The sequence below is a fragment of the Psychromarinibacter halotolerans genome (assembly GCF_029168315.1).
GTDB lineage: Bacteria > Pseudomonadota > Alphaproteobacteria > Rhodobacterales > Rhodobacteraceae > Psychromarinibacter > Psychromarinibacter halotolerans.
In genome coordinates, this window is sequence record NZ_JARGYD010000003.1 from 496,874 (window position 1) to 515,737 (window position 18,864).

The following is an 18,864-nucleotide window of genomic DNA, read 5'->3' on the forward strand; positions in this document are numbered from 1 at the left end:
ACATGGCCGACACCAGCATCGGAACCCCGGAACAGCTAAAAGACCCGAACTACACGCCGCCCGTGTGGCAGGCGATTCCGCTGGGCATCCAGCATGTGATGGCGATGTTCATCGCCAATGTGACACCCGCGATCATCGTCGCCGGTGCGGCGGGCTTCGGCTTTGGCTCGAACTCTCCGGATTTCCCGGAACTGCTGTACCTGATCCAGATGTCGATGCTGTTTGCCGGCATCGCCACCCTGCTGCAGACCATCACGGTCGGCCCGGTCGGCGCGGCGCTGCCCATCGTGCAAGGCACGTCCTTCGCCTTCATCCCGATCATGATCCCGCTGGTCGCGGGCAAGGGAGTCGACGCGCTGGCCGCGCTGTTCGGCGGTGTCGTGGTCGGCGGCCTGTTCCACGCCTGCATCGGCTTCTTCATCGGCCGGATCAGGTTCGCCCTGCCGCCGCTGGTCACCGGCCTTGTGGTCACCATGATCGGCCTTGCGTTGGTGCAGGTCGGCATCCAGTACGCCGCTGGCGGCGTGCCCGCCAAGGGGACCGAGGAATACGGCTCGCTTCTGAACTGGTCGGCGGCGCTGGTGGTTATCTTCGTCACGCTGGGCTTCAAGTTCTTCGCCAAGGGGATGCTGGCGGTCTCGGCGGTGCTGATCGGCCTGCTGGTCGGCTATGTCTATGCCATCCTTGTCGGGATGCTGCCGACCTCGGCGATCTCGGGATCGTGGAGCAACGCGGCCGCCTTCGCCTTGCCCCAGCCCTTCAAGTACGGCTTCGAGTTCTCGGCCGCCGCCGTTCTGGGCTTTTGCCTGATGGCCTTCGTCTCGGCGGTTGAGACCGTTGGCGACGTGTCGGGCATCGTGAAAGGGGGCGCCGGACGCGAGGCGACGGACAAGGAAATTCAGGGCGCAACCTTCGCGGACGGGGTCGGCACCGCACTGGCCGGTCTGTTCGGCGGTTTCCCGAACACCTCGTTCAGCCAGAACGTCGGTCTGATCGCCATGACCGGCGTCATGAGCCGCCACGTGGTCACCTTCGGCGCGATCTTCCTGATCATCTGCGGGCTGGTGCCCAAAATCGGCGGCGTGATCCGCACTGTCCCGATCGAAGTGCTGGGCGGCGGCGTGATCGTTATGTTCGGAATGGTCGTGGCCTCGGGCATCTCGATGCTGTCCGACGTGACATGGGACCGGCGCAACATGGTGATCTTCGCGGTCGCGCTGTCGGTCGGACTGGGGCTGCAACTGGAACCCGAGGCGGTGCAATACCTGCCCGACTGGCTTCGGGTCCTGATGGTGTCGGGAATCCTTCCCGCCGCGACGATCGCCATCGTCCTGAACCTTGCCCTGCCGGTGCCGCTGTCCGACGAGTCCACCGAAGAGGTGTCAGGTGGCCTGTCCGGCCACGGCAAGAGCGCGATGCCCGGCGAGTGATGCAAAATCGCAAGGCAGCCATGCCTTGGCATGGCTGCCACCTTGCTGTCAGAGTGCGTCACGATACTGCGAAGCCGCAGCCCTGACAGGACGACCATGACCGATTTCTTCACAGCACCCGGCGGGTTCTACCGCGGAAACCTGCACACCCATTCCACGCTTTCGGACGGCGCGCTGGAGCCGAAGGAAGTCTGCCGCAGGTATCGGGACGAAGGCTATGACTTCATCTCGCTGACCGATCACTTTCTTGGCCGCTACGGCTGGCCCATCGCCGACACCGAGCCCTACCGCAAGCCGGGCTTCACGACGGTGCTGGGGGCGGAACTGCATTCCGGCGCGCAGGCGAACGGAGAGCTGTGGCATATCCTTGCCGTCGGTCTGCCCGCCGGGTTCGAGCCCCCTGCCACGCAGGAATTCTTCGCCACCGCCGATCAGGAAACCGGACCCGAGCTTGCCGCCCGCGCGGTTGCCGCCGGGGCGCATGTGTCGATCGCGCACCCGCAATGGTCCGGCCTGACGCTGGACGACGCTCGTTCGCTGGAAGCGGCGCACGCAGTCGAAACCTACAACCACGGCTGCGCGATGGGGGCCGACCGGCCCGACGGGTTCCACACGCTGGACCTGCTTCTGGCCGAGGGACGCAGGCTGAACCTTGTCGCCACCGACGACGCCCATTTCACAGAGCCGGACCATTTCGGCGGCTGGGTGATGGTGAAGGCGGCGGAAAACGATCCCGACGCGCTGGTCGAGTCGCTCAAGGCCGGGACCTACTATTCCAGTCAGGGCCCCGAGCTTCGCAACATCGTGGTGACCGACGACGAGATCGTGGTCGAAAGCAGCTCTGTGGTGTCGATGATCGTTCAGGCGCAGGGCAACACCGCGAAGGCGGTGCACGGACTGTCGATGACGCGGTCGTCGATCGAGCTGCACAAGTTCGCGGCCTCGCCGTGGGTGCGGGTCACAGTGATCGACGCGGCGGGCAAGCGCGCGTGGTCGAACCCGATCTGGCTGGACTGACCGTCAGTCCAGCCGGTCCAGCAGGTCCAGCACCGATGGGCCCAGCGCCCGCACGATAATCTGCACCCCTTCCGCGTTGGGGTGGATGCCGTCGCCCTGCATGTATGGGGCGACCGGCCCTTCGCCCGCCGCCTCGACGATGGGTTGCAGGAAATCGGGGCCAAGCAGGGCGTCGTATTCCTCGGCCAGTTCGGGATAAATCGCGTCGAAATCGCGCTTGTAGTCGGGGCCATAGTTCCCGGGTGCGTCGATCCCGAAGATCAGCACCTCGACCCCCGCCGCCTGCGCCGCGTCGAGGATGCCGGCAAGGTTGGCGCGGGCGGCTTCGGGCTCGGTGCCGCGCAGGACATCGTTGCCGCCCAGCGCCACGATCATCGCGTCCACGTCGTCGGTCAGCGTCCAGCCGACGCGGGACAGCCCGCCCGCCGTCGTGTCGCCCGAGACCCCCGCGTTGCGCAGTTCGACCTCGGCGCCCTGCTCGTCCAGCCACGCCTGAAGTTGCGGCACGAACCCCGCGTCGGTCTGAAGGCCGTAGCCTGCGGTCAGGCTGTCGCCCAGCGCGGCGACCACGGCGGGCTGCGCCGCTGCGGCCCCGGAACCGATGACGAACGCGACAGCAAGGTTGCGCAGCCACCTGCCGGACCCATATGCGATAGAGCGCAGTGAAAGGACCTTGCCGATGCCCGACCCCGTCGTCTCGTTGACCGATACCCGCCTGTCCCTTGCAGGCAACGCCGGACCGGTCGACATCCTGAAGGGCATCTCGCTGGACGTGGCGCGCGGTGAAACGCTGGGGCTGGTGGGTCCTTCGGGCAGCGGCAAGTCGTCTCTCCTTATGCTGATGGGCGGGCTAGAGCGCGCCACCGGCGGCCGGGTCGAGGTGCTGGGCCAAGACCTGACGGCGATGAACGAGGACGCGTTGGCCCGGTTCCGTCGCCATCATATGGGAGTGGTGTTCCAGAGCTTCCACCTTATTCCGACGATGACCGCGCTGGAAAATGTCGCGACACCGCTGGAACTTGCCGGAGCGGACGACGCGTTCGACCGGGCACAGGCGGAACTTGCGGCGGTCGGGCTGGCCGCCCGTGCGGGCCATTACCCGTCGCAATTGTCCGGTGGCGAGCAGCAGCGCGTGGCGCTGGCCCGGGCCGCCGCCCCGCGGCCCGAGGTGTTCCTTGCCGATGAACCGACCGGCAACCTCGACGGGGTGAACGGCGGCGCGATCATGGACCTGCTGTTCGGCCTGCGCGACCGGCACGGGTCGACCCTGATCCTTGTCACGCACGCTCCGGAACTGGCGTCGCGCTGCGACCGCGTCATCGAGCTTGTGGACGGTCGCCTTGCCACGGACGCGCAGCGGACCGCCGCAGAATGAGCGTCCGCATTGCCGCCCGCATCGCGCGGCGTGAACTGCGCGGCGGGATCCGTGGCTTTCGCGTCTTCCTTGCCTGTCTCGCGCTTGGCGTCGCCGCCATCGCGGCGGTCGGCAGCGTGCGCACCTCGGTCGAACAGGGCCTTTCCCGCGACGCCGCGATCATCCTTGGCGGTGACGCCGAGATCCAGCTGACCTATCGCTTCGCGACCGACGATGAACGCGCGTGGATGGAAAGCATCTCGACGCAGCTGTCCGAAACGGTGGACTTCCGGTCGATGGCCGTGGTGCCCGCGACCGACGACCGCAGCCTGACCCAGATCCGGGGCGTCGACGGCGCCTACCCGATCTATGGCGAGGCGGTGCTGGACCCGGCCATGCCGCTAGAGACGGCGTTTGACGGGCAGGACGGCCTGCCCGGCGCCGTGATGGACCCGGTCCTGATCGCGCGGCTGGGTCTGGAACCCGGCGACACCTTCCGGCTTGGGTCCGGCGACTTCGTCCTGATGGCCGCCCTGACGCGAGAGCCCGACACCTCGGGCGGCGGGTTCACCCTTGGGCCGCGCACGCTGGTGCGGCTGTCCGATCTTGACGGCACCGGCCTGATCCAGCCCGGCACCCTGTACGAGACCGAGTATCGACTTGCGCTGCCGCCCGACGCGGACCTTGATGCCTTGCGCGCGCAGGCAGGCGACGCGCTGGACGGCGCGGGCCACCGCTGGAGCGATACGCGCAACGCGGCGCAGGGCACGGCTGTGTTCATCGACCGGCTGGCGAGTTTCCTTGTGCTGGTCGGGCTTGCCGGACTGGCTGTCGGCGGCGTCGGTGTCGCGGCGGCGGTGCGCGCGTATCTGGATCGCAAGACCTCGGTCATCGCGACGCTGAAAACGTTGGGGGCGGAAACGCGTACGATCTTCCTTGTCTATGCCTTTCAGGTCGCCGCGCTGACGGCTGTCGGGCTGGTGGCGGGCCTTGTCCTTGGTGCCGCGCTGCCGCTGGTGTTCCAGCCGCTGATCGCCGCGCAACTGCCCGTTCCCGCCGTGTTCGGCATCCACCCCGAACCGCTGCTTGAGGCTGCGCTATACGGCATTCTGGCCGCCGCGCTGTTCACCCTGTGGCCGCTTGCGCGGACGGAACAGGTGCGCGCGGCAACGTTGTACCGCGACGGTGCGCAGGGCGGCGCAGGCTGGCCGCGCTGGCCGTATGTGGTTGCCACCGGCGTCATCCTTCTGGTGCTGGTCCTTTCGGCGGCGGCGCTGTCGGGACTGGCCACGCTGACGCTGTGGTCGGCGGCCGGTATCTTCGTCGCATTCCTTGTCCTGTTGGGCGTCGCAGGCCTGACCCGCCGCGCAGCACGGGCGGCAGGACGCTCGAAGGCGGTGCGCGGGCGGTCGTCGCTTCGGATGGCGCTTGGCGCCGCGGGTGGTCCCGGCAGCGAAGCCGGGTCGGTGGTCTTGTCGCTGGGGCTGGGACTGACCGTGCTGGCGGCCGTCGGGCAGATCGACAGCAACCTGCGCGGCGCCATCGCCCGCGACCTGCCCGAGGTGGCGCCAAGCTACTTCGTCGTCGATATTCAGACCGACCAGTTGAACGACTTCCTAGAGGCGGCGGAAACCGACCCCGATGTCAGCCGCGTCGAAACCGCGCCGATGCTGCGCGGGGTCATCACCGAGATCAATGACCGCCCCGCCGAAGAGGTCGCAGGCGATCACTGGGTCGTCCGGGGTGACCGCGGCATCACCTACTCTGCCGCACTGCCCACCGGGGCCGAGGTCACGGCGGGCGAGTGGTGGCCCGAAGACTACGACGGACCGCCGCAGGTCAGCTTCGCAGCAGAGGAAGCCGCCGAGATGGGTCTTCAGCTTGGCGACACGATCACCGTCAACGTGCTGGGCCGCGACGTGACCGCCACGATCACCAGCTTCCGCGAGGTTGATTTCTCGAACGCCGGGATGGGCTTTGTCCTGTCGATGAACCCCGACGCCCTGCGCGGAGCGCCGCACAGCCACATCGCGACGATCTACGCCGCGCAGGACGCCGAGGCGCGGCTGCTGCGCGATATCGGCGGGACGTGGCCGAATATCACCATGATCTCCGTCCGTACCGCCATCGCCCGCGCCGCCGAGATCCTTGCGGGCGTCGCGGCGGCCACGACCTATGGCGCGATGGCGACCTTGCTGACCGGCTTCATCGTCCTGATCGGCGCCGCGGCGGCGGGGGAACGCGCTCGCACCTACGAGGCGGCGATCCTGAAAACGCTGGGCGCGACGCGGGGGATGATCCTAGCCAACTTCGCGTGGCGCAGCGCCGTGTTCGGGCTGGCGGCGGGTCTGGTGGCCATCGTGACCGGCGGGCTGGCCGGCTGGGCCGTCACCCGCTTCGTGATGGAAACCGACTTTGTGTTCGAACCGGTCTCGGCGGTGCTGATCGTCGTGGGCGGCGTTCTGATCACGCTGCTGGCGGGGCTCGCTTTTGCATGGCGCCCGTTGGCGACCCGGCCCGCACGGGTGCTGCGCGCCCGCGAGTAAACTCAGGCGCCTTGGAAGGCGAGCTTTTCGACCAGGAACCGTTCCGACAACGGCAGGCTTGCGGCGCCCAGCGCGCGGGCGTCGGCGCCGATGGTGCCCTCGCGCAGATCGGGCCGGGCAAGACCGGCAAAGTTGCGCTGTTCAAGCTGGGCCGCCGTCGCCTCGACCAGCCGCCGCCGCATGTCGGCGGTGATCCAGCCGTCGATCATCACGGTCCCGAAGTCGATCACCGAGACGGCTGACACGATCGCATGGGCAATCCCCGCCGCGGCGTCGTCGATCCAAGCGGCAAGCACGTCGGGATTGCGTTCCAGCTCTTCCGGGGCCTGCCAAAGGTCGGACGTATCGGTTCCCGCCTTGTGCAGATGCTCTTCAAGGGTGCCAAGGCTTGCCACGTCGATCAACTGACGCTCTCGCCCGTCCGGCGTAGATGCCACGGGAATGGACCCGATGGCGCCCGCGTTGCCGCTGGGGCCCGAGTACAGGCTGCCGTTCAGCACCACGCCGCCACCGATGAAGTAACCGATGTAGAAGTGCAGGAAATCCAACGGGGTTTCGTCGCGGCCGAACACCAGTTCGGCACCGCACGCCGCCGTGGCGTCGTTCTGCACGAACACCGGAATGTCGATCACGCGCGCAATCGACCGGCCCAGGTCCGCCGTGCGCCACGCCGCCATTTCCTCGGGCGGGGCCGACAGGTTGTCGGCCCAGTCCCACAGGCTGAAGGGCATCGCGATCCCAAGGCCGCCGACCCTGTCCCGGTCGCGCGGGGTCATCGCGCCAAGCATCCGCGTCAACGCGTTCCGCGTGAACCGCACAGTTGCCTCGGGCATCGGATAGTCGTGCGTCTGCCGCACCCGGGCGCGAACCACGCCAAGAAAGTCGGTCAGGACCAGTTCCAAAGAACGACGTCCCACTTTCAACCCGAAGAAGAACGCCCCATCCTGCGAAAGAGACATCGGGATCGACGGCTGACCGACGCGCCCGCGCACGGGTTCGCCACGCGTCAGAAGCTCGTCCGCTTCCAGCGCGCGCATGATCACCGACACGGTCTGCGCCGACAGGCCGGTGGCCCGTGCAATATCTGCCTTTGCGGTTGCGCCATGTCGGCGTATTAATGACAGGACAAGCCGCTCGTTATGCGCGCGCATGCCCGCCTGATTTGATCCGCGGATGCCCGTGTCTGACGAGCCGAGGACCGAGCTGGGATTTTCTTTGGGCATCGCCTCCTCCTCGAAGCCCTTTCAGTTTTCCCGCTCTGAGCGAGTCTGTCAATAAATAAATCATGTAGACTTATTAATTGACACGTGGGCCGCGAATCGCGCAAGGTTTACGCAGCGGCCCGCTCTTCACGGTGCCGCGCAAGTTGCATTCTGCACCTTTGGGAGGAGACCATGAAGAAATTTGCTGCGAGCACCGCGCTCGCCCTTATCGCCTGTGCTGGCGCCGCGACCACTGCAAGCGCCCAAGATATCAGCGCCTGCCTGATCACCAAAACCGACACCAACCCGTTCTTCGTCAAAATGAAGGAAGGCGCTCAGGCCAAGGCCGATGAGCTTGGCATCGCGCTTAAAACCTTCGCCGGCAAGGTCGACGGCGACAACGAAACGCAGGTCGCCGCGATCGAGACCTGCATCGCCGACGGTGCCTCGGGCATCCTGATCACCGCGTCCAGCACCTCGGCCATCGTGCCGGTGGTGGAGCAGGCACGTGACGCAGGCATCCTTGTGATCGCGCTGGATACCCCGCTGGAACCGATCGACGCCGCCGATGCGACCTTCGCGACGGACAACTTTCTGGCCGGTGAACTGATCGGCAAATGGGCTGCCGCCAAGCTGGGCGACGCCGCGGCTGACGCGCGCATCGCGATGCTGGACCTCGACATCAGCCAGCCCACCGTCGGCGTGCTGCGCGACCAAGGCTTCCTGCAAGGCTTTGGCATCGACCTTGGCGACCCGAACAAATGGGGTGACGAGGACGACGACCGCATCGTCGGCAACGACGTGACCCAGGGCAACCAGGAAGGTGGCCGCCGCGCGATGGAAAACCTGCTGGCGCAGGATCCCGAAATCAACGTGGTCTACACCATCAACGAACCCGCCGCCGCCGGTGCCTATGAGGCGCTGAAGGCGATGGGCCGCGAGAACGACGTGCTGATCGTGTCGGTCGACGGCGGCTGCCCCGGTGTCCAGAACATCGCGGACGGCGTGATCGGTGCCACCTCGCAGCAGTATCCGCTGCTGATGGCGTCGCTGGGGATCGAGGCGATCCACGAGTTCGCGACTACCGGCGAGAAACCCGAGCCGACCGAGGGCAAGAACTTCTTCGACACCGGCGTCGCGCTGGTGACGGACGAGCCCGCCGACGGCGTCGACTCGATCTCGGTCGAGGAAGGCATGGACCTCTGCTGGGGCTGATGCCGCCAGACGACGTCGCATGAGTTAGTGCAAGACGCGGGCGTTCGCGCCCGCGTCCCGGCCGGAATGGGAGGAATTCATGGCCAACGCGGACAACTACGAAGCTTCGACAAGAGGCGGCAGCGCGGATGCGCTTGCAGAGTTCGATGAACACGACCGGGGCCTGATAGGCCGCATTCACCACATCCTGCACCAGACACCCGCCATCGTGCCGCTGATCGTTCTGGTCGTGGCCGTGGTGGTCTTCGGGTTGCTCAACCCGAATTTCTGGCGCGTCTCGACCCTGTCGCTGATCTTTCAGCAGATCGGGATCGTCGGCATCCTTGGCTGCGCGCAGGCCATCGTGATCCTGACGGCGGGTATCGACCTGTCGGTGGGGGCGATGGCGGTGCTGAGTTCGGTGCTGATGGGCCAGTTCGCCTTTCGCTATGGCATCCCGCCGACCTTCGCGATCGTCCTCGGCCTTGCCTGTGGCGCCGCGATGGGCGCGATCAACGGCTGGCTAGTGTCGAAGATGCGGATTCCGCCATTCATCGTGACGCTGGGGACCTGGCAGATCTGGCTGGCGACCAACTATATCTATTCGGCGAACGAGACGATCCGCAGCCAAGACATCGAGGCTCAGGCCGCCGCGCTTCAGTTCTGGGGCCAGAGATTCCAGCTGTTCGGTGCGCAGGTCACCTATGGCGTGGTCCTGCTGATCGTGCTGGTGCTGATCATGGCCTACGTGCTGCGACACACGGCCTGGGGCAGGCATGTCTACGCGGTGGGCGACGATCCCGAGGCCGCTGAACTGGCCGGGGTGAACCGCAACCGGATGCTGATACAGGTCTATGCGCTGGCGGGACTGTTCTGCGCGTTGGCGGGCTGGGTGATGATCGGACGGTTCGGATCGGTTTCGCCCTCTGCCTCGACCGGCGTGCTGGGCAACATTCAGGCCATCACCGCCGTGGTGATCGGAGGCATCTCGCTGTTCGGCGGGCGCGGAACGATCATCGGCATGTTCCTTGGCGCGCTGATCGTCGGCGTGTTCGAGATGGGACTGCGCATGGCGGGCGCGGATGCGCAGTGGACCTATCTGCTGATCGGCATCCTCATCATCGGCGCCGTCGCGGTGGACCAGTGGATCAGAAAGGTGTCGGCATGACGGATCCCATTCTTCAGGCTAAGGGCCTCGTCAAGCGCTATGGCCGTGTCACGGCGCTTGACCACTGTGACTTCGAACTGATGCCGGGAGAGATCCTGGCGGTGATCGGGGACAACGGGGCCGGCAAGTCGACGCTGATCAAGGCGCTGTCCGGCGCCGTGATCCCGGACGAGGGCGAGGTCTGGCTGGAAGGCAAGCGTGTGAACTTCCAGTCGCCGATCGACGCCCGCGAGAACGGCATCGAAACCGTGTACCAGACGCTGGCCATGTCCCCTGCCCTGTCCATCGCGGACAACATGTTCATGGGACGCGAGCTTCGCAAACCGGGCTTCGCGGGCAAGTTCCTGCGCAAGCTGGACCGGCCGGCGATGGAGAAGTTCGCGCGGCAGAAGCTGTCGGATCTGGGGCTGATGACGATCCAGAACATCAACCAAGCGGTCGAAACCCTGTCCGGCGGCCAGCGGCAGGGCGTCGCGGTGGCCCGTGCGGCGGCGTTCGGGTCCAAGGTCATCATCCTCGACGAACCGACGGCCGCGCTTGGCGTAAAAGAGTCGCGGCGTGTGCTGGAACTGATCCAGGACGTGAAATCGCGCGGCATCCCGATCATCCTGATCAGCCACAACATGCCGCACGTCTTTGAGGTCGCCGACCGTATCCACATTCACCGGCTTGGCCGGCGGCTGACGGTCATCAATCCCGGCGACTATTCCATGTCGGACGCCGTGGCCTTCATGACCGGCGCCAAGGAACCAGAGCGCGAAGCCGCCTGACGCGCGACGCGCACCGGAAACGAAAAAGGGCCGCACCTTCGGGTGCGGCCCTTTCCGTATCGGATCGGCGCGGAACCTTAGTTCTGCGCGTAGAATTCGATGACCAGGTGCGGTTCCATCTGAACGGCGTAGGGAATGTCCGACAGACCCGGCGTACGCACGAAGGTCGCGGTCATTTTCGAGTGGTCCGCTTCGATGTAGTCGGGCACGTCACGCTCGGGCAGCTGCGTGGCTTCCAGAACGATCGCCAGCTGCTTCGACTTGTCACGAACGGCGATGACGTCGCCTTCCTTGACGCGGTAGCTGGGGATGTTCACGCGCTGGCCGTTCACGGTCACGTGGCCGTGGTTCACGAACTGGCGGGCGGCAAAGACGGTCGGCACGAACTTGGCGCGGTACACGACGGCGTCCAGGCGGCGTTCCAGCAGACCGACAAGAAGCTCACCGGTGTCGCCCTTGCGGCGCTCGGCCTCGGCGAAGATGCGGCGGAACTGCTTTTCGGTCAGGTCGCCGTAGTGGCCCTTCAGCTTCTGCTTGGCGCGCAGCTGGGTGCCGAAGTCGGACATCTTGCCTTTGCGGCGCTGGCCGTGCTGGCCCGGGCCGTATTCGCGGCGGTTCACCGGCGACTTGGGACGGCCCCAGATGTTTTCGCCCATGCGGCGGTCGAGTTTGTACTTGGCAGAGGTGCGTTTGGTCACCGTCTGATCTCCTTCTAAAGTGCGCCACCCGAAGGCAGCATGAAGGGCGTTGTCCTTTCCCTTGCGGGAGACAGGCATCCCCTTGCGGGGGCCACCAACACCAAATGAAAACCCCGGCCACGAAAGCCGGGATGAAGCGCGCTTATACAGCGGCGTCCCCCCGAGTCAATGCCGGGGGGAACGGTTTCTCAGGGGCGCCGGTCCATTCCGTATCGCAGGATCGCGGCCTCGGAGGGCGTCAGCATCCGCCGGGCAAACGCGCCATAGCGGCTGGGGTCACGTTCGACCCCCGGCACCCGAAGCGCAAGATCCCCGCGCAGCGACTCGTCCATCGAGTCGAGGTCCATCGTCGCCGGGTGGAAGCTTTCCGATTCCAGCCCGTTGGCGAACAGGATCGAGTGGCGGTCCAATAACAGGTGGACATAGGTCACTTCGCGCAGGCGCCGGTCCACCAGCACCGAGTGATCGTTCAGCAGGTCCGCCGCCGCCACCAGCACCTCGGGCTCGCCGAACAGGGCCTGCGCCTTGGGGCCCTTCACCAACATCCGGTGCTGCGGCGAAACCAGAAGGTCACCGTCCGGGACATCCATGCCGATGGCCCCGGCCCGAATTCGCACCGGCCGCAGGTTCGGCATGGTGTAAAGCCGGGCACCGCTCATCCGGCGGCGTCCGATCCAGCGGATCGGTTGCGGGCCGTCATCCTTGGTCAGAACCATGTCGCCCTCGACCAGATCGCGCACCGCGACCTGCCCGGTCGGGGTGGCGATGCGGGTGCCCGGCGTGAAGCAAATGACCGACGGCTCAAGGTCCCCGGTCCGGTGCGGCGCCAGTTCTCCGCTGGCCACGTTCGTCACCCACAACTCGCGGTCACGGGGCGGCAGATCGTCGTGGAACACGCACAGCGGCGGACCCTCTGTCCGTTCGATCAGGGTGGCCGTGTAGCGTCGCAACCCGTCGGTCACCGCGAACCCCGAGCCGGTCACCGGATCTTCCGGCGTCTCTTCGGTCGCCGGATCGGTCCGGGCTGCAGTCAGCCCTGTCACGCGGTCCACCGCGCGACTTGCGTGTCTGTGAAGGTTTGCCGTCTCTTCCGCCCCGAACAGGACCAGCACGTCGCGCGGTCCATCGACCCGCTCCGGCTCGCCATGCCACTGCCAACTGGCGCCGATCGCCAGTGCCGACAGCGGCGCCGCCGGCAGACCGTCAAGTTCGGTCTGCGTCCAAGAGATGACAAACGTGCCGCGAAAGCCCGTTTTCATGCCCGTATGCCTGCCAATATTCTTTATTATTGGGGACAGGATTGCAGACGGGGGCCGGGCTGTTAAGGCGCGAGCGGCCCGGACGGGTCAGAATTCGATGTTTAGTCGCACAGATCCCACAACCTGCGTATCGGTCTGGGCTTCGAATTCCTTGCCCAGCCACGTCGCGCCGTAGAAGATCGAGCTTCGCTCGCCCTGCCAGTGCACGCCGGCCCGGACCCGCATCCGCGCGTCCGACAGTTCATAGCCGTCATAGCTTGGCAGATAACCTGAATGCTCGACATAGGCGATGTCGGCGCCGAAGACGCCCGAGAAGCCCTTGGCCGGCGTCTGGGTGGCCCGGTACAGGTGGCCGGTCGTGACGTCGCGCATGAAAAGGTCGCGCTGCCCCACCGCGCCGAACAGCATGTCGAACCCGAGACGCGCGTAGGTCTCGACGCCCACCTGCGCCTCTAGGAAGGGACGGATCTTCAGCGCCGGGGTGATCTGAAACGATTGCGCGGCCTCTGCCAGAAGCGTCGGATACAGATGGTTCGGAAGCTCGTTCGACAGGTCCGGAACCGGCGCGCCGAACAGCTTGTGCGCCTCGGTCTGGAACCAGCCGACGCCGGTCACCGGCCCCACGACGACCATGTCGCCGCCAAGGCTCATCTCCAGACCGTTGCGTTCGAAATGGGTATGGATACCGGCCGAAAAGACACCGGCATACCGGCGATCGTTCGGCGCGGGGTTGGCAAGGTTCGACGGTGCGATGGTTTCCGAGCGGAACCGGAATTCAAGGATCTCGCCCATACGGGTCGGAAGGTCCCCGACCCAGTGCGGACCGATCACCTTGCTGACGACGTAGCCACCCGTGCGCCAGCGGTCGTGATTGTCGCCAAGAAAATCGTTGGTAAACAGCCGGCCCCAGCCGATCGTTTCACGTCCCTGAGCCGTCACCGTCTGCGGCAGCAGAAGCAGCGACAGGGCAAGACCGGACAGCAGCGCCCTAACGGCAGTCTTCATCGATATTTTCCCGAAGCTCTTACGTCCCCCGACACTGTCGTTATAGGCGCTGTTTCGGACTTCACCTAGGCGGAAGGCGTCCAATTTCGCGCGCGTGGCGCGCCAGACACACGGCAAGGGCGAACTGGCACCTGAAACGGACTGCCATTGCAGGAAAACGTCACAGCGCCGGGCCCGGCCGGACCTTGGTGCCATCGGTGAAGCGGGACAGGCGGAAGCGGGTCAGGTCCTGCTTCGGCGGTTGCCCCATCATCATGTAGGCCAGCACCCTGCCGATCTCGGGACCGATTCCGAACCCGTGGCCGCTTAGCCCCGTGCCGATCCAAAGGCCGGGGATCGTCTCGCAGCGGTCGATCACCGGCACGACGTCGGGCATCAGGTCGATCATGCCGGCCCAGACCGCGCGCAGGCTGATTTCACCAAACCCCGGGAACATCGCGCGGAATTGCTTCAGGAACTTGCGCTTGGCCGCGTTGCTTGGCGCAGGGTTCAGGACGCGCATCCGTTCGAACGGGCTTTGCTCTTCTGCTGCCCACGTCCGGGGCGTGCCCCATGCGTCGGGGTAATTCTGCGGTGCCATCGCATGATAGCGCGTGCCGAACGGGTGCTCGGCCAGCGTGTGCAGGTATTTCGGCAGATTCCGGAATGCGTCCGGCCCGATATAAAGGTCGTGGAACGCACCAGCGGCGATCGTATAGCCGCCGTCCTGCCGCCGCCGGAACGCGACGCCGTTGTCCGCCACGCCGCCTGCGTGGATTTCAGGCAGACGATTGGTCGCGGCGGCGGTCGCACGCACACTCAGCTGCGGGATGCGTACGCCGTGGTTCTGCAGGAACAGGCTGGACCATGCGCCGCCGCAGACAAGAACCTGCCCAGCGCGGATGCGACCTTGTTCCGTGACGACGCCAGTCACGCGCCCGGCCTCGATATCCAGCATCCGGGCGGCGCAGTTTTCGACGATGACGGCGCCGTCTTCGGCGGCAAGCCGCGCCAGCGTCGGCACCGCGACCCACGGTTCCGCCCGCATGTCTGACGGCGTCCGCAGCGCACCCGGATACCGGCGCGCCATCTCGGGGATCATCTCGGCCACCTCGCGGCCCGACATCATGTGCGAGTCGAGCTCATGCTCTTTCGCGTAGACCAGCCAGTCGGAGAACGCAGTCATGTCCTTGTCGGACTCGGCCAGATAGGTGACGCCCCCTTCGACCAGCCCCAGCGACTCGTTGGTGCGGCGAGAGAAGTCCAGCCAGTGGCGCCGCGCCTCGATCATCAGGGGCAGTTCGTGCGGGTCCCTGCCCTGTTGTCGGATCCAGCCCCAGTTGCGCGAGGACTGCTCGCAGGCCACCCGGCCCTTCTCCAGCACCACGACCCGATGGCCAAGTTGGCGCAGAAACAGCGCCGCCGAGATCCCGACAACACCCGCGCCGATGATCACCGCATCGGTGTCCGGCGGCAGCGGACCACCGTGTTCGATCTTCGAGGTTTCGCTGATCGGGAAAGGTATCATCAAGGGTCTCCAAGGGTCGTCGCGTGGGCGCCTGACCTTCTAGATCACGAACGCGTTCCGGCGGAAAGCGGTACGCCCCGCGTGGGTGCCGCAAGGTCATACACGCGGGGTGGGCCGGGGAAACTTGGTGTTGCCTGCATTGTGGATCTTGGGGACACTTCCCTTGCCAGCTTCGGCCCGCGAGGGTCCGGACCGGGCGGGGAAGATGTGCCTGTCGAATTATCCCTTGGCGGGCATGGGGTTGCAGTATCTGCCCTTGGCTTGCAGGGCACGCAGAAAGTCGAATCCCGGCCATTGGGTCGGGCATCTGCGTCTGCTTTCAAGACCGCGCCGAGGGGGCGCAGGGTGAATGACGGAAACAAACAGCAAAATGGGCACGGGATTGTTCGCAAGGCTTGAAGGCCAGCTGCCGAGTATTGTCGCAGGTCCGCTGAGACTGGTGCACAAGCTGACCGGGCAGCTGGGAAATCGCCGCCGTGCCGCGACATCTCGCCCGCAAATCGTGATGCGCCTTAATTTCGCACGACCGTCGCATTATGCGAGGCTTAAGCTAGATAGGTTTTCACGGATACGGGGCGCCATCGCCGCCCCGGCTTTCATTCGGAATGGATTGAAGTGATGCACATGAACGAGCGGTTCGACGCGGAGTCGACGACATTCAGCACCAGCCGAAAAGTGCTGATCGTGGTCGAGAACCTTCCGGTTCCCTTGGACCGGCGCGTCTGGCTGGAGGCCACGACCCTGAAGGATGCCGGCTATGAGGTGTCGGTGATCTGCCCGACCGGGCGGGGTTGGGACAAGCTGTACGAGGAAATCGACGGCATCCGCATCTGGCGCCATCCGATGCCGCCCGAGGCGCATTCCGGCGCCCTTGCCTATGCCCGCGAGTATGGTGCGGCGATCTGGAACTGGTTCCGGCTGGCGTCGAAGGTCCGGCGCGAGGTCGGCTTCGACGTGATCCACGGCTGCAACCCGCCCGATTTGGTGTTCCTTCTGGCGTGGTGGCACCGCATTCGCGGCGTGCGCTTCCTGTTCGACCACCACGACGTCTGCCCCGAACTGTTCGAGGCGAAATTCGGCAAGCGCGGGATGCTGTGGCGCCTGATGCTGATGCTGGAGCGGATGACCTTCGCATCCGCGTCCGTGTCCATCGCCACCAACGGCAGCTTCCGCGACATCGCCATCCGGCGCGGCAAGATGAAGCCCGAGGATGTGTTCGTCGTGCGGTCGGCTCCGCAGGTCGAGAAATTCCGCCCCGGCCCCGGCAATCCCGACTACCGCAAGGGCGCCGGCACGGTGCTTGGCTATGTCGGCGTGATCGGCCAGCAGGAAGGCATGGATCTTCTCGTCGCTGCCGTCGATCACCTTGTGAACAAGATGGGCCGCACGGACATCCACTCGGTCATCGTGGGCTTCGGCCCGCACCTTGAAGAGGTGAAAGCCGATGTAGCGCGGCGCGGCCTTGCGGATCATTTCACCTTCACGGGCCCGCTTTACGGCGATGACCTGCTGGACGCGCTGAACGTGATCGACATCGGCGTCGCACCCGATCCGAAGAACACGATGAACGACATCTCTACCATGAACAAAATCATGGAATACATGACGCTTGAAAAGCCGTCGGTGCAGTTCGACCTGACCGAGGGCAAGGTGTCCGCCGGTGACGCGGCGCTGTGCGCGACCAACAACGATCCCGTCGACTTCGCCGAGAAGATCGCCCAGCTGATGGATGACCCCGAGAAGGGGAAAGAGATGGGCCAGACCGGCCGCCGCCGCGTGATGCGCGAACTGAGCTGGGCGCACTCGGTGCCGCCGCTGCTTGCAGCCTATGAACGGATCTTCGTGAAGTCCGGTCATCCGGCGTCGGTGAAGAACGTCACGAAAGTGGTGCAGGAAGCCGAGGTCTGATCCCGGGCCATCGCCCTTTGGGAAGATTGCAGAACGCCCGGCCCGTGCCGGGCGTTTCGCTTATTCGGGGACGAACCGTGGCAGGCGCGGCAGGACTTCCGACATCAGCCGTTCCATCCTGACCTCGGCTTCGGCTTCCGTTTCATCCGGGCCGATGACGGTGACGAACCGGACCAGCGCGCCGTCGCTGCGACCGCGCTGGATGCTGTCGCGCACGACGCTGATCTTGGCCAGATAGTCGTTGGTCATCCGGCGGCCGCGCTGTTCGAACCAGTAGTAGACAAGCTGCTTTTGCAGCTCTTTCTGAATGATCGCGCGGTTGACCGTGAAGGTGCCGTAGGTCGTGTCGCTCATGTTGACCTGATGCGGCTCGATCGCCGACACCTCCCACCCGCCGACGGGCAGGCAGACCTCTGGCGAGTGGATGCCGGTTCCGTCGGTCTGCGACTGATACCACGCGACGAAGAAGTTGACCGACTGCGCCTCGCCCGGGGCCATGTAGGTCCCGTTGAAATAGTCGTCGGCCGCAAGGACTCCGGCCACCGCCGGGTCAAGCTCTTGCGTGTACCCCGACCAGTCGCCGACGCGGCGCGGGAACAGCTGGAACGTCTCGCGTTCGGGGACCACACCCTCGGCCCGGGGCGTCAGCACCATCGCCGCCGAAACGGCAAGGCTCAGCACCGTGGCGACGATCAGCCCGCGTGACACGTTGATGTTCAGGATGCGCTTCGCCTCGCCGCCGAACCCGGCAAAGTCGAGGTCGATGGTCTCGGACAGCGACTTGGGGTTCGGGGTCAGTCGCTGCAACAGGATCGCCATCAGGAACAGGATCCCGATACAGCAGACGAAGATCACCCAGCCCTCGAAGACATGCAGGAAGCCCTCTGCCTGCCCGATGCCATACCGGTCGACGAGGATGCCGATGATGCCGATGCGGACCGAGTTCATCAGGACCGTCAGCGGCGCTGCCGACAGCAGAAGCACCGCCTTGTGCCACATCGGCCCGCGATACAGGATCGCGAAGAGATACGAGAACGACAGAATCGGGAACAGGTAACGCAGGCCGGAACACGCCTCGGCGACCTGCAGCTTGTAGACGCCAAGGTCGATCACGTTGCCTTCAAGGAACACGGGCACGCCAGCGGCGGACACGAACCAGACGCCGATCACAGACGACACCTGCTGAAGGAAGATCGACAGCTTCCAGTAGATGAACTGCGGCAGAGGCAGCATGAAGACAAGGTGCACCACCGGAAGGAAGTGGTGCTTGCCCTGCGCCCACCCCATGCAGACCAGCATCACGCCGCCGACCCACACGATCAGGCCGTAGGTCGCGATGTCGGGGATCTGCACAAGATTGCCGAGCACGGCGATCAGCAAGCCGGCCATCAGCATCAGGATACCCGGTCGCCGGTTGACCGGAACTGCGTCCGTGGGGGCTGGCCGCGCCCGCAATTCGCGCAGGAACAGGTACATCGAGATGGCGGGGATAAGCGGCCCGTGGCTGTACTCGGCCGTCATCCACGCCTTGCCCAGCGAGACGAGGCCGATCCAGAACACCGGGATCGGAGCAAGGACAAGGATCAGGAACCAGATCAGGCCGGAGGTATTGATCCGCTGCGTCAGGGGCAGCGCCTGCTTGTTCGGTATGGACAAGGACATTTGGGTTCAATCCGGTGTGCAGCAGCAATGCGAGCCAAGTCTGTCGCAACGGGCTCGTTTCATGTCAAGACAACCGGCCCCGCCGGACATCACAATCAGGTTTTACAGGGTTTTGGGAAAGATCTAAGGCCCCTTGAAGGCCCT

15 protein-coding genes are annotated in these 18,864 nt (G+C 65.5%); 8 read left to right on the forward strand and 7 right to left on the reverse strand.

Annotation, left to right across the window (positions count from 1 at the left end; genetic code table 11):
• Positions 1-2: 2 nt before the first annotated feature.
• Together P1K30_RS10975 and P1K30_RS10980 are read left to right on the forward strand one after the other, a co-directional pair.
• Positions 3-1,430: a uracil-xanthine permease family protein gene (locus P1K30_RS10975; RefSeq protein ID WP_275632768.1), complete on the forward strand. Its 1,428-nt coding sequence runs from the start codon at positions 3-5 to the stop codon at positions 1,428-1,430.
• A gap of 96 nt (positions 1,431-1,526) precedes the next feature.
• Positions 1,527-2,447, forward strand: a complete 921-nt coding sequence (locus P1K30_RS10980; protein ID WP_275632769.1) for a PHP domain-containing protein — start codon at positions 1,527-1,529, stop codon at positions 2,445-2,447.
• A gap of 3 nt (positions 2,448-2,450) precedes the next feature.
• Here the strand turns inward: P1K30_RS10980 and P1K30_RS10985 are convergent, their stop codons facing one another.
• Positions 2,451-3,077, reverse strand: a complete 627-nt coding sequence (locus P1K30_RS10985) for an arylesterase (RefSeq protein ID WP_379562060.1) — start codon at positions 3,075-3,077, stop codon at positions 2,451-2,453.
• Positions 3,078-3,126: 49 nt separating this feature from the next.
• Between P1K30_RS10985 and P1K30_RS10990 the strand changes: the two genes are divergently transcribed.
• Positions 3,127-3,822 (forward strand): ABC transporter ATP-binding protein, encoded by a 696-nt coding sequence (locus P1K30_RS10990; protein WP_275632771.1) that lies wholly within the window; start codon positions 3,127-3,129, stop codon positions 3,820-3,822.
• Complete coding sequence (locus P1K30_RS10995) at positions 3,819-6,347, forward strand: ABC transporter permease (RefSeq protein WP_275632772.1); 2,529 nt, start codon at positions 3,819-3,821, stop codon at positions 6,345-6,347. The genes P1K30_RS10990 and P1K30_RS10995 overlap by 4 nt, the downstream gene beginning before the upstream one ends.
• Positions 6,348-6,349: 2 nt before the next feature.
• On the opposite strand, the gene P1K30_RS11000 is transcribed toward P1K30_RS10995, so the two are convergent.
• A complete protein-coding gene (locus P1K30_RS11000) occupies positions 6,350-7,570 on the reverse strand; it encodes an ROK family transcriptional regulator (protein ID WP_275632773.1) in 1,221 nt (406 codons plus the stop codon).
• A 171-nt stretch (positions 7,571-7,741) separates the two neighbouring features.
• Between P1K30_RS11000 and P1K30_RS11005 the strand changes: the two genes are divergently transcribed.
• The 3 genes from P1K30_RS11005 (at position 7,742) to P1K30_RS11015 (ending at position 10,681) form a co-directional block, all read left to right on the forward strand.
• Positions 7,742-8,764: a sugar ABC transporter substrate-binding protein gene (locus P1K30_RS11005; RefSeq protein ID WP_275632774.1), complete on the forward strand. Its 1,023-nt coding sequence runs from the start codon at positions 7,742-7,744 to the stop codon at positions 8,762-8,764.
• 79 nt (positions 8,765-8,843) lie between these two features.
• Positions 8,844-9,911, forward strand: a complete 1,068-nt coding sequence (locus P1K30_RS11010) for an ABC transporter permease (RefSeq protein ID WP_275632775.1) — start codon at positions 8,844-8,846, stop codon at positions 9,909-9,911.
• On the forward strand, positions 9,908-10,681 hold the full coding sequence (locus tag P1K30_RS11015; protein WP_275632776.1) for an ATP-binding cassette domain-containing protein: 774 nt from the start codon (positions 9,908-9,910) through the stop codon (positions 10,679-10,681). Before P1K30_RS11010 ends, P1K30_RS11015 begins: the two co-directional genes overlap by 4 nt.
• Positions 10,682-10,758: 77 nt before the next feature.
• On the opposite strand, the gene rpsD is transcribed toward P1K30_RS11015, so the two are convergent.
• From rpsD to P1K30_RS11035, 4 genes are all read right to left on the reverse strand, one after another.
• Positions 10,759-11,379, reverse strand: a complete 621-nt coding sequence (gene rpsD, locus P1K30_RS11020; protein WP_275632777.1) for a 30S ribosomal protein S4 — start codon at positions 11,377-11,379, stop codon at positions 10,759-10,761.
• Positions 11,380-11,567: 188 nt separating this feature from the next.
• On the reverse strand, positions 11,568-12,638 hold the full coding sequence (locus P1K30_RS11025) for a Hint domain-containing protein (RefSeq protein ID WP_275632778.1): 1,071 nt from the start codon (positions 12,636-12,638) through the stop codon (positions 11,568-11,570).
• A gap of 87 nt (positions 12,639-12,725) precedes the next feature.
• Positions 12,726-13,643 (reverse strand): lipid A-modifier LpxR family protein, encoded by a 918-nt coding sequence (locus tag P1K30_RS11030; protein ID WP_275632779.1) that lies wholly within the window; start codon positions 13,641-13,643, stop codon positions 12,726-12,728.
• Between the two features lie 160 nt (positions 13,644-13,803).
• Positions 13,804-15,150 (reverse strand): NAD(P)/FAD-dependent oxidoreductase, encoded by a 1,347-nt coding sequence (locus P1K30_RS11035; RefSeq protein WP_275632780.1) that lies wholly within the window; start codon positions 15,148-15,150, stop codon positions 13,804-13,806.
• A gap of 624 nt (positions 15,151-15,774) precedes the next feature.
• Here P1K30_RS11035 and P1K30_RS11040 point away from each other — a divergent pair.
• A complete protein-coding gene (locus P1K30_RS11040) occupies positions 15,775-17,058 on the forward strand; it encodes a glycosyltransferase family 4 protein (RefSeq protein WP_275632781.1) in 1,284 nt (427 codons plus the stop codon).
• 60 nt (positions 17,059-17,118) lie between these two features.
• Here the strand turns inward: P1K30_RS11040 and xrtD are convergent, their stop codons facing one another.
• Positions 17,119-18,720: a VPLPA-CTERM-specific exosortase XrtD gene (gene xrtD / locus P1K30_RS11045; protein WP_275632782.1), complete on the reverse strand. Its 1,602-nt coding sequence runs from the start codon at positions 18,718-18,720 to the stop codon at positions 17,119-17,121.
• Positions 18,721-18,864 lie beyond the last annotated feature (144 nt).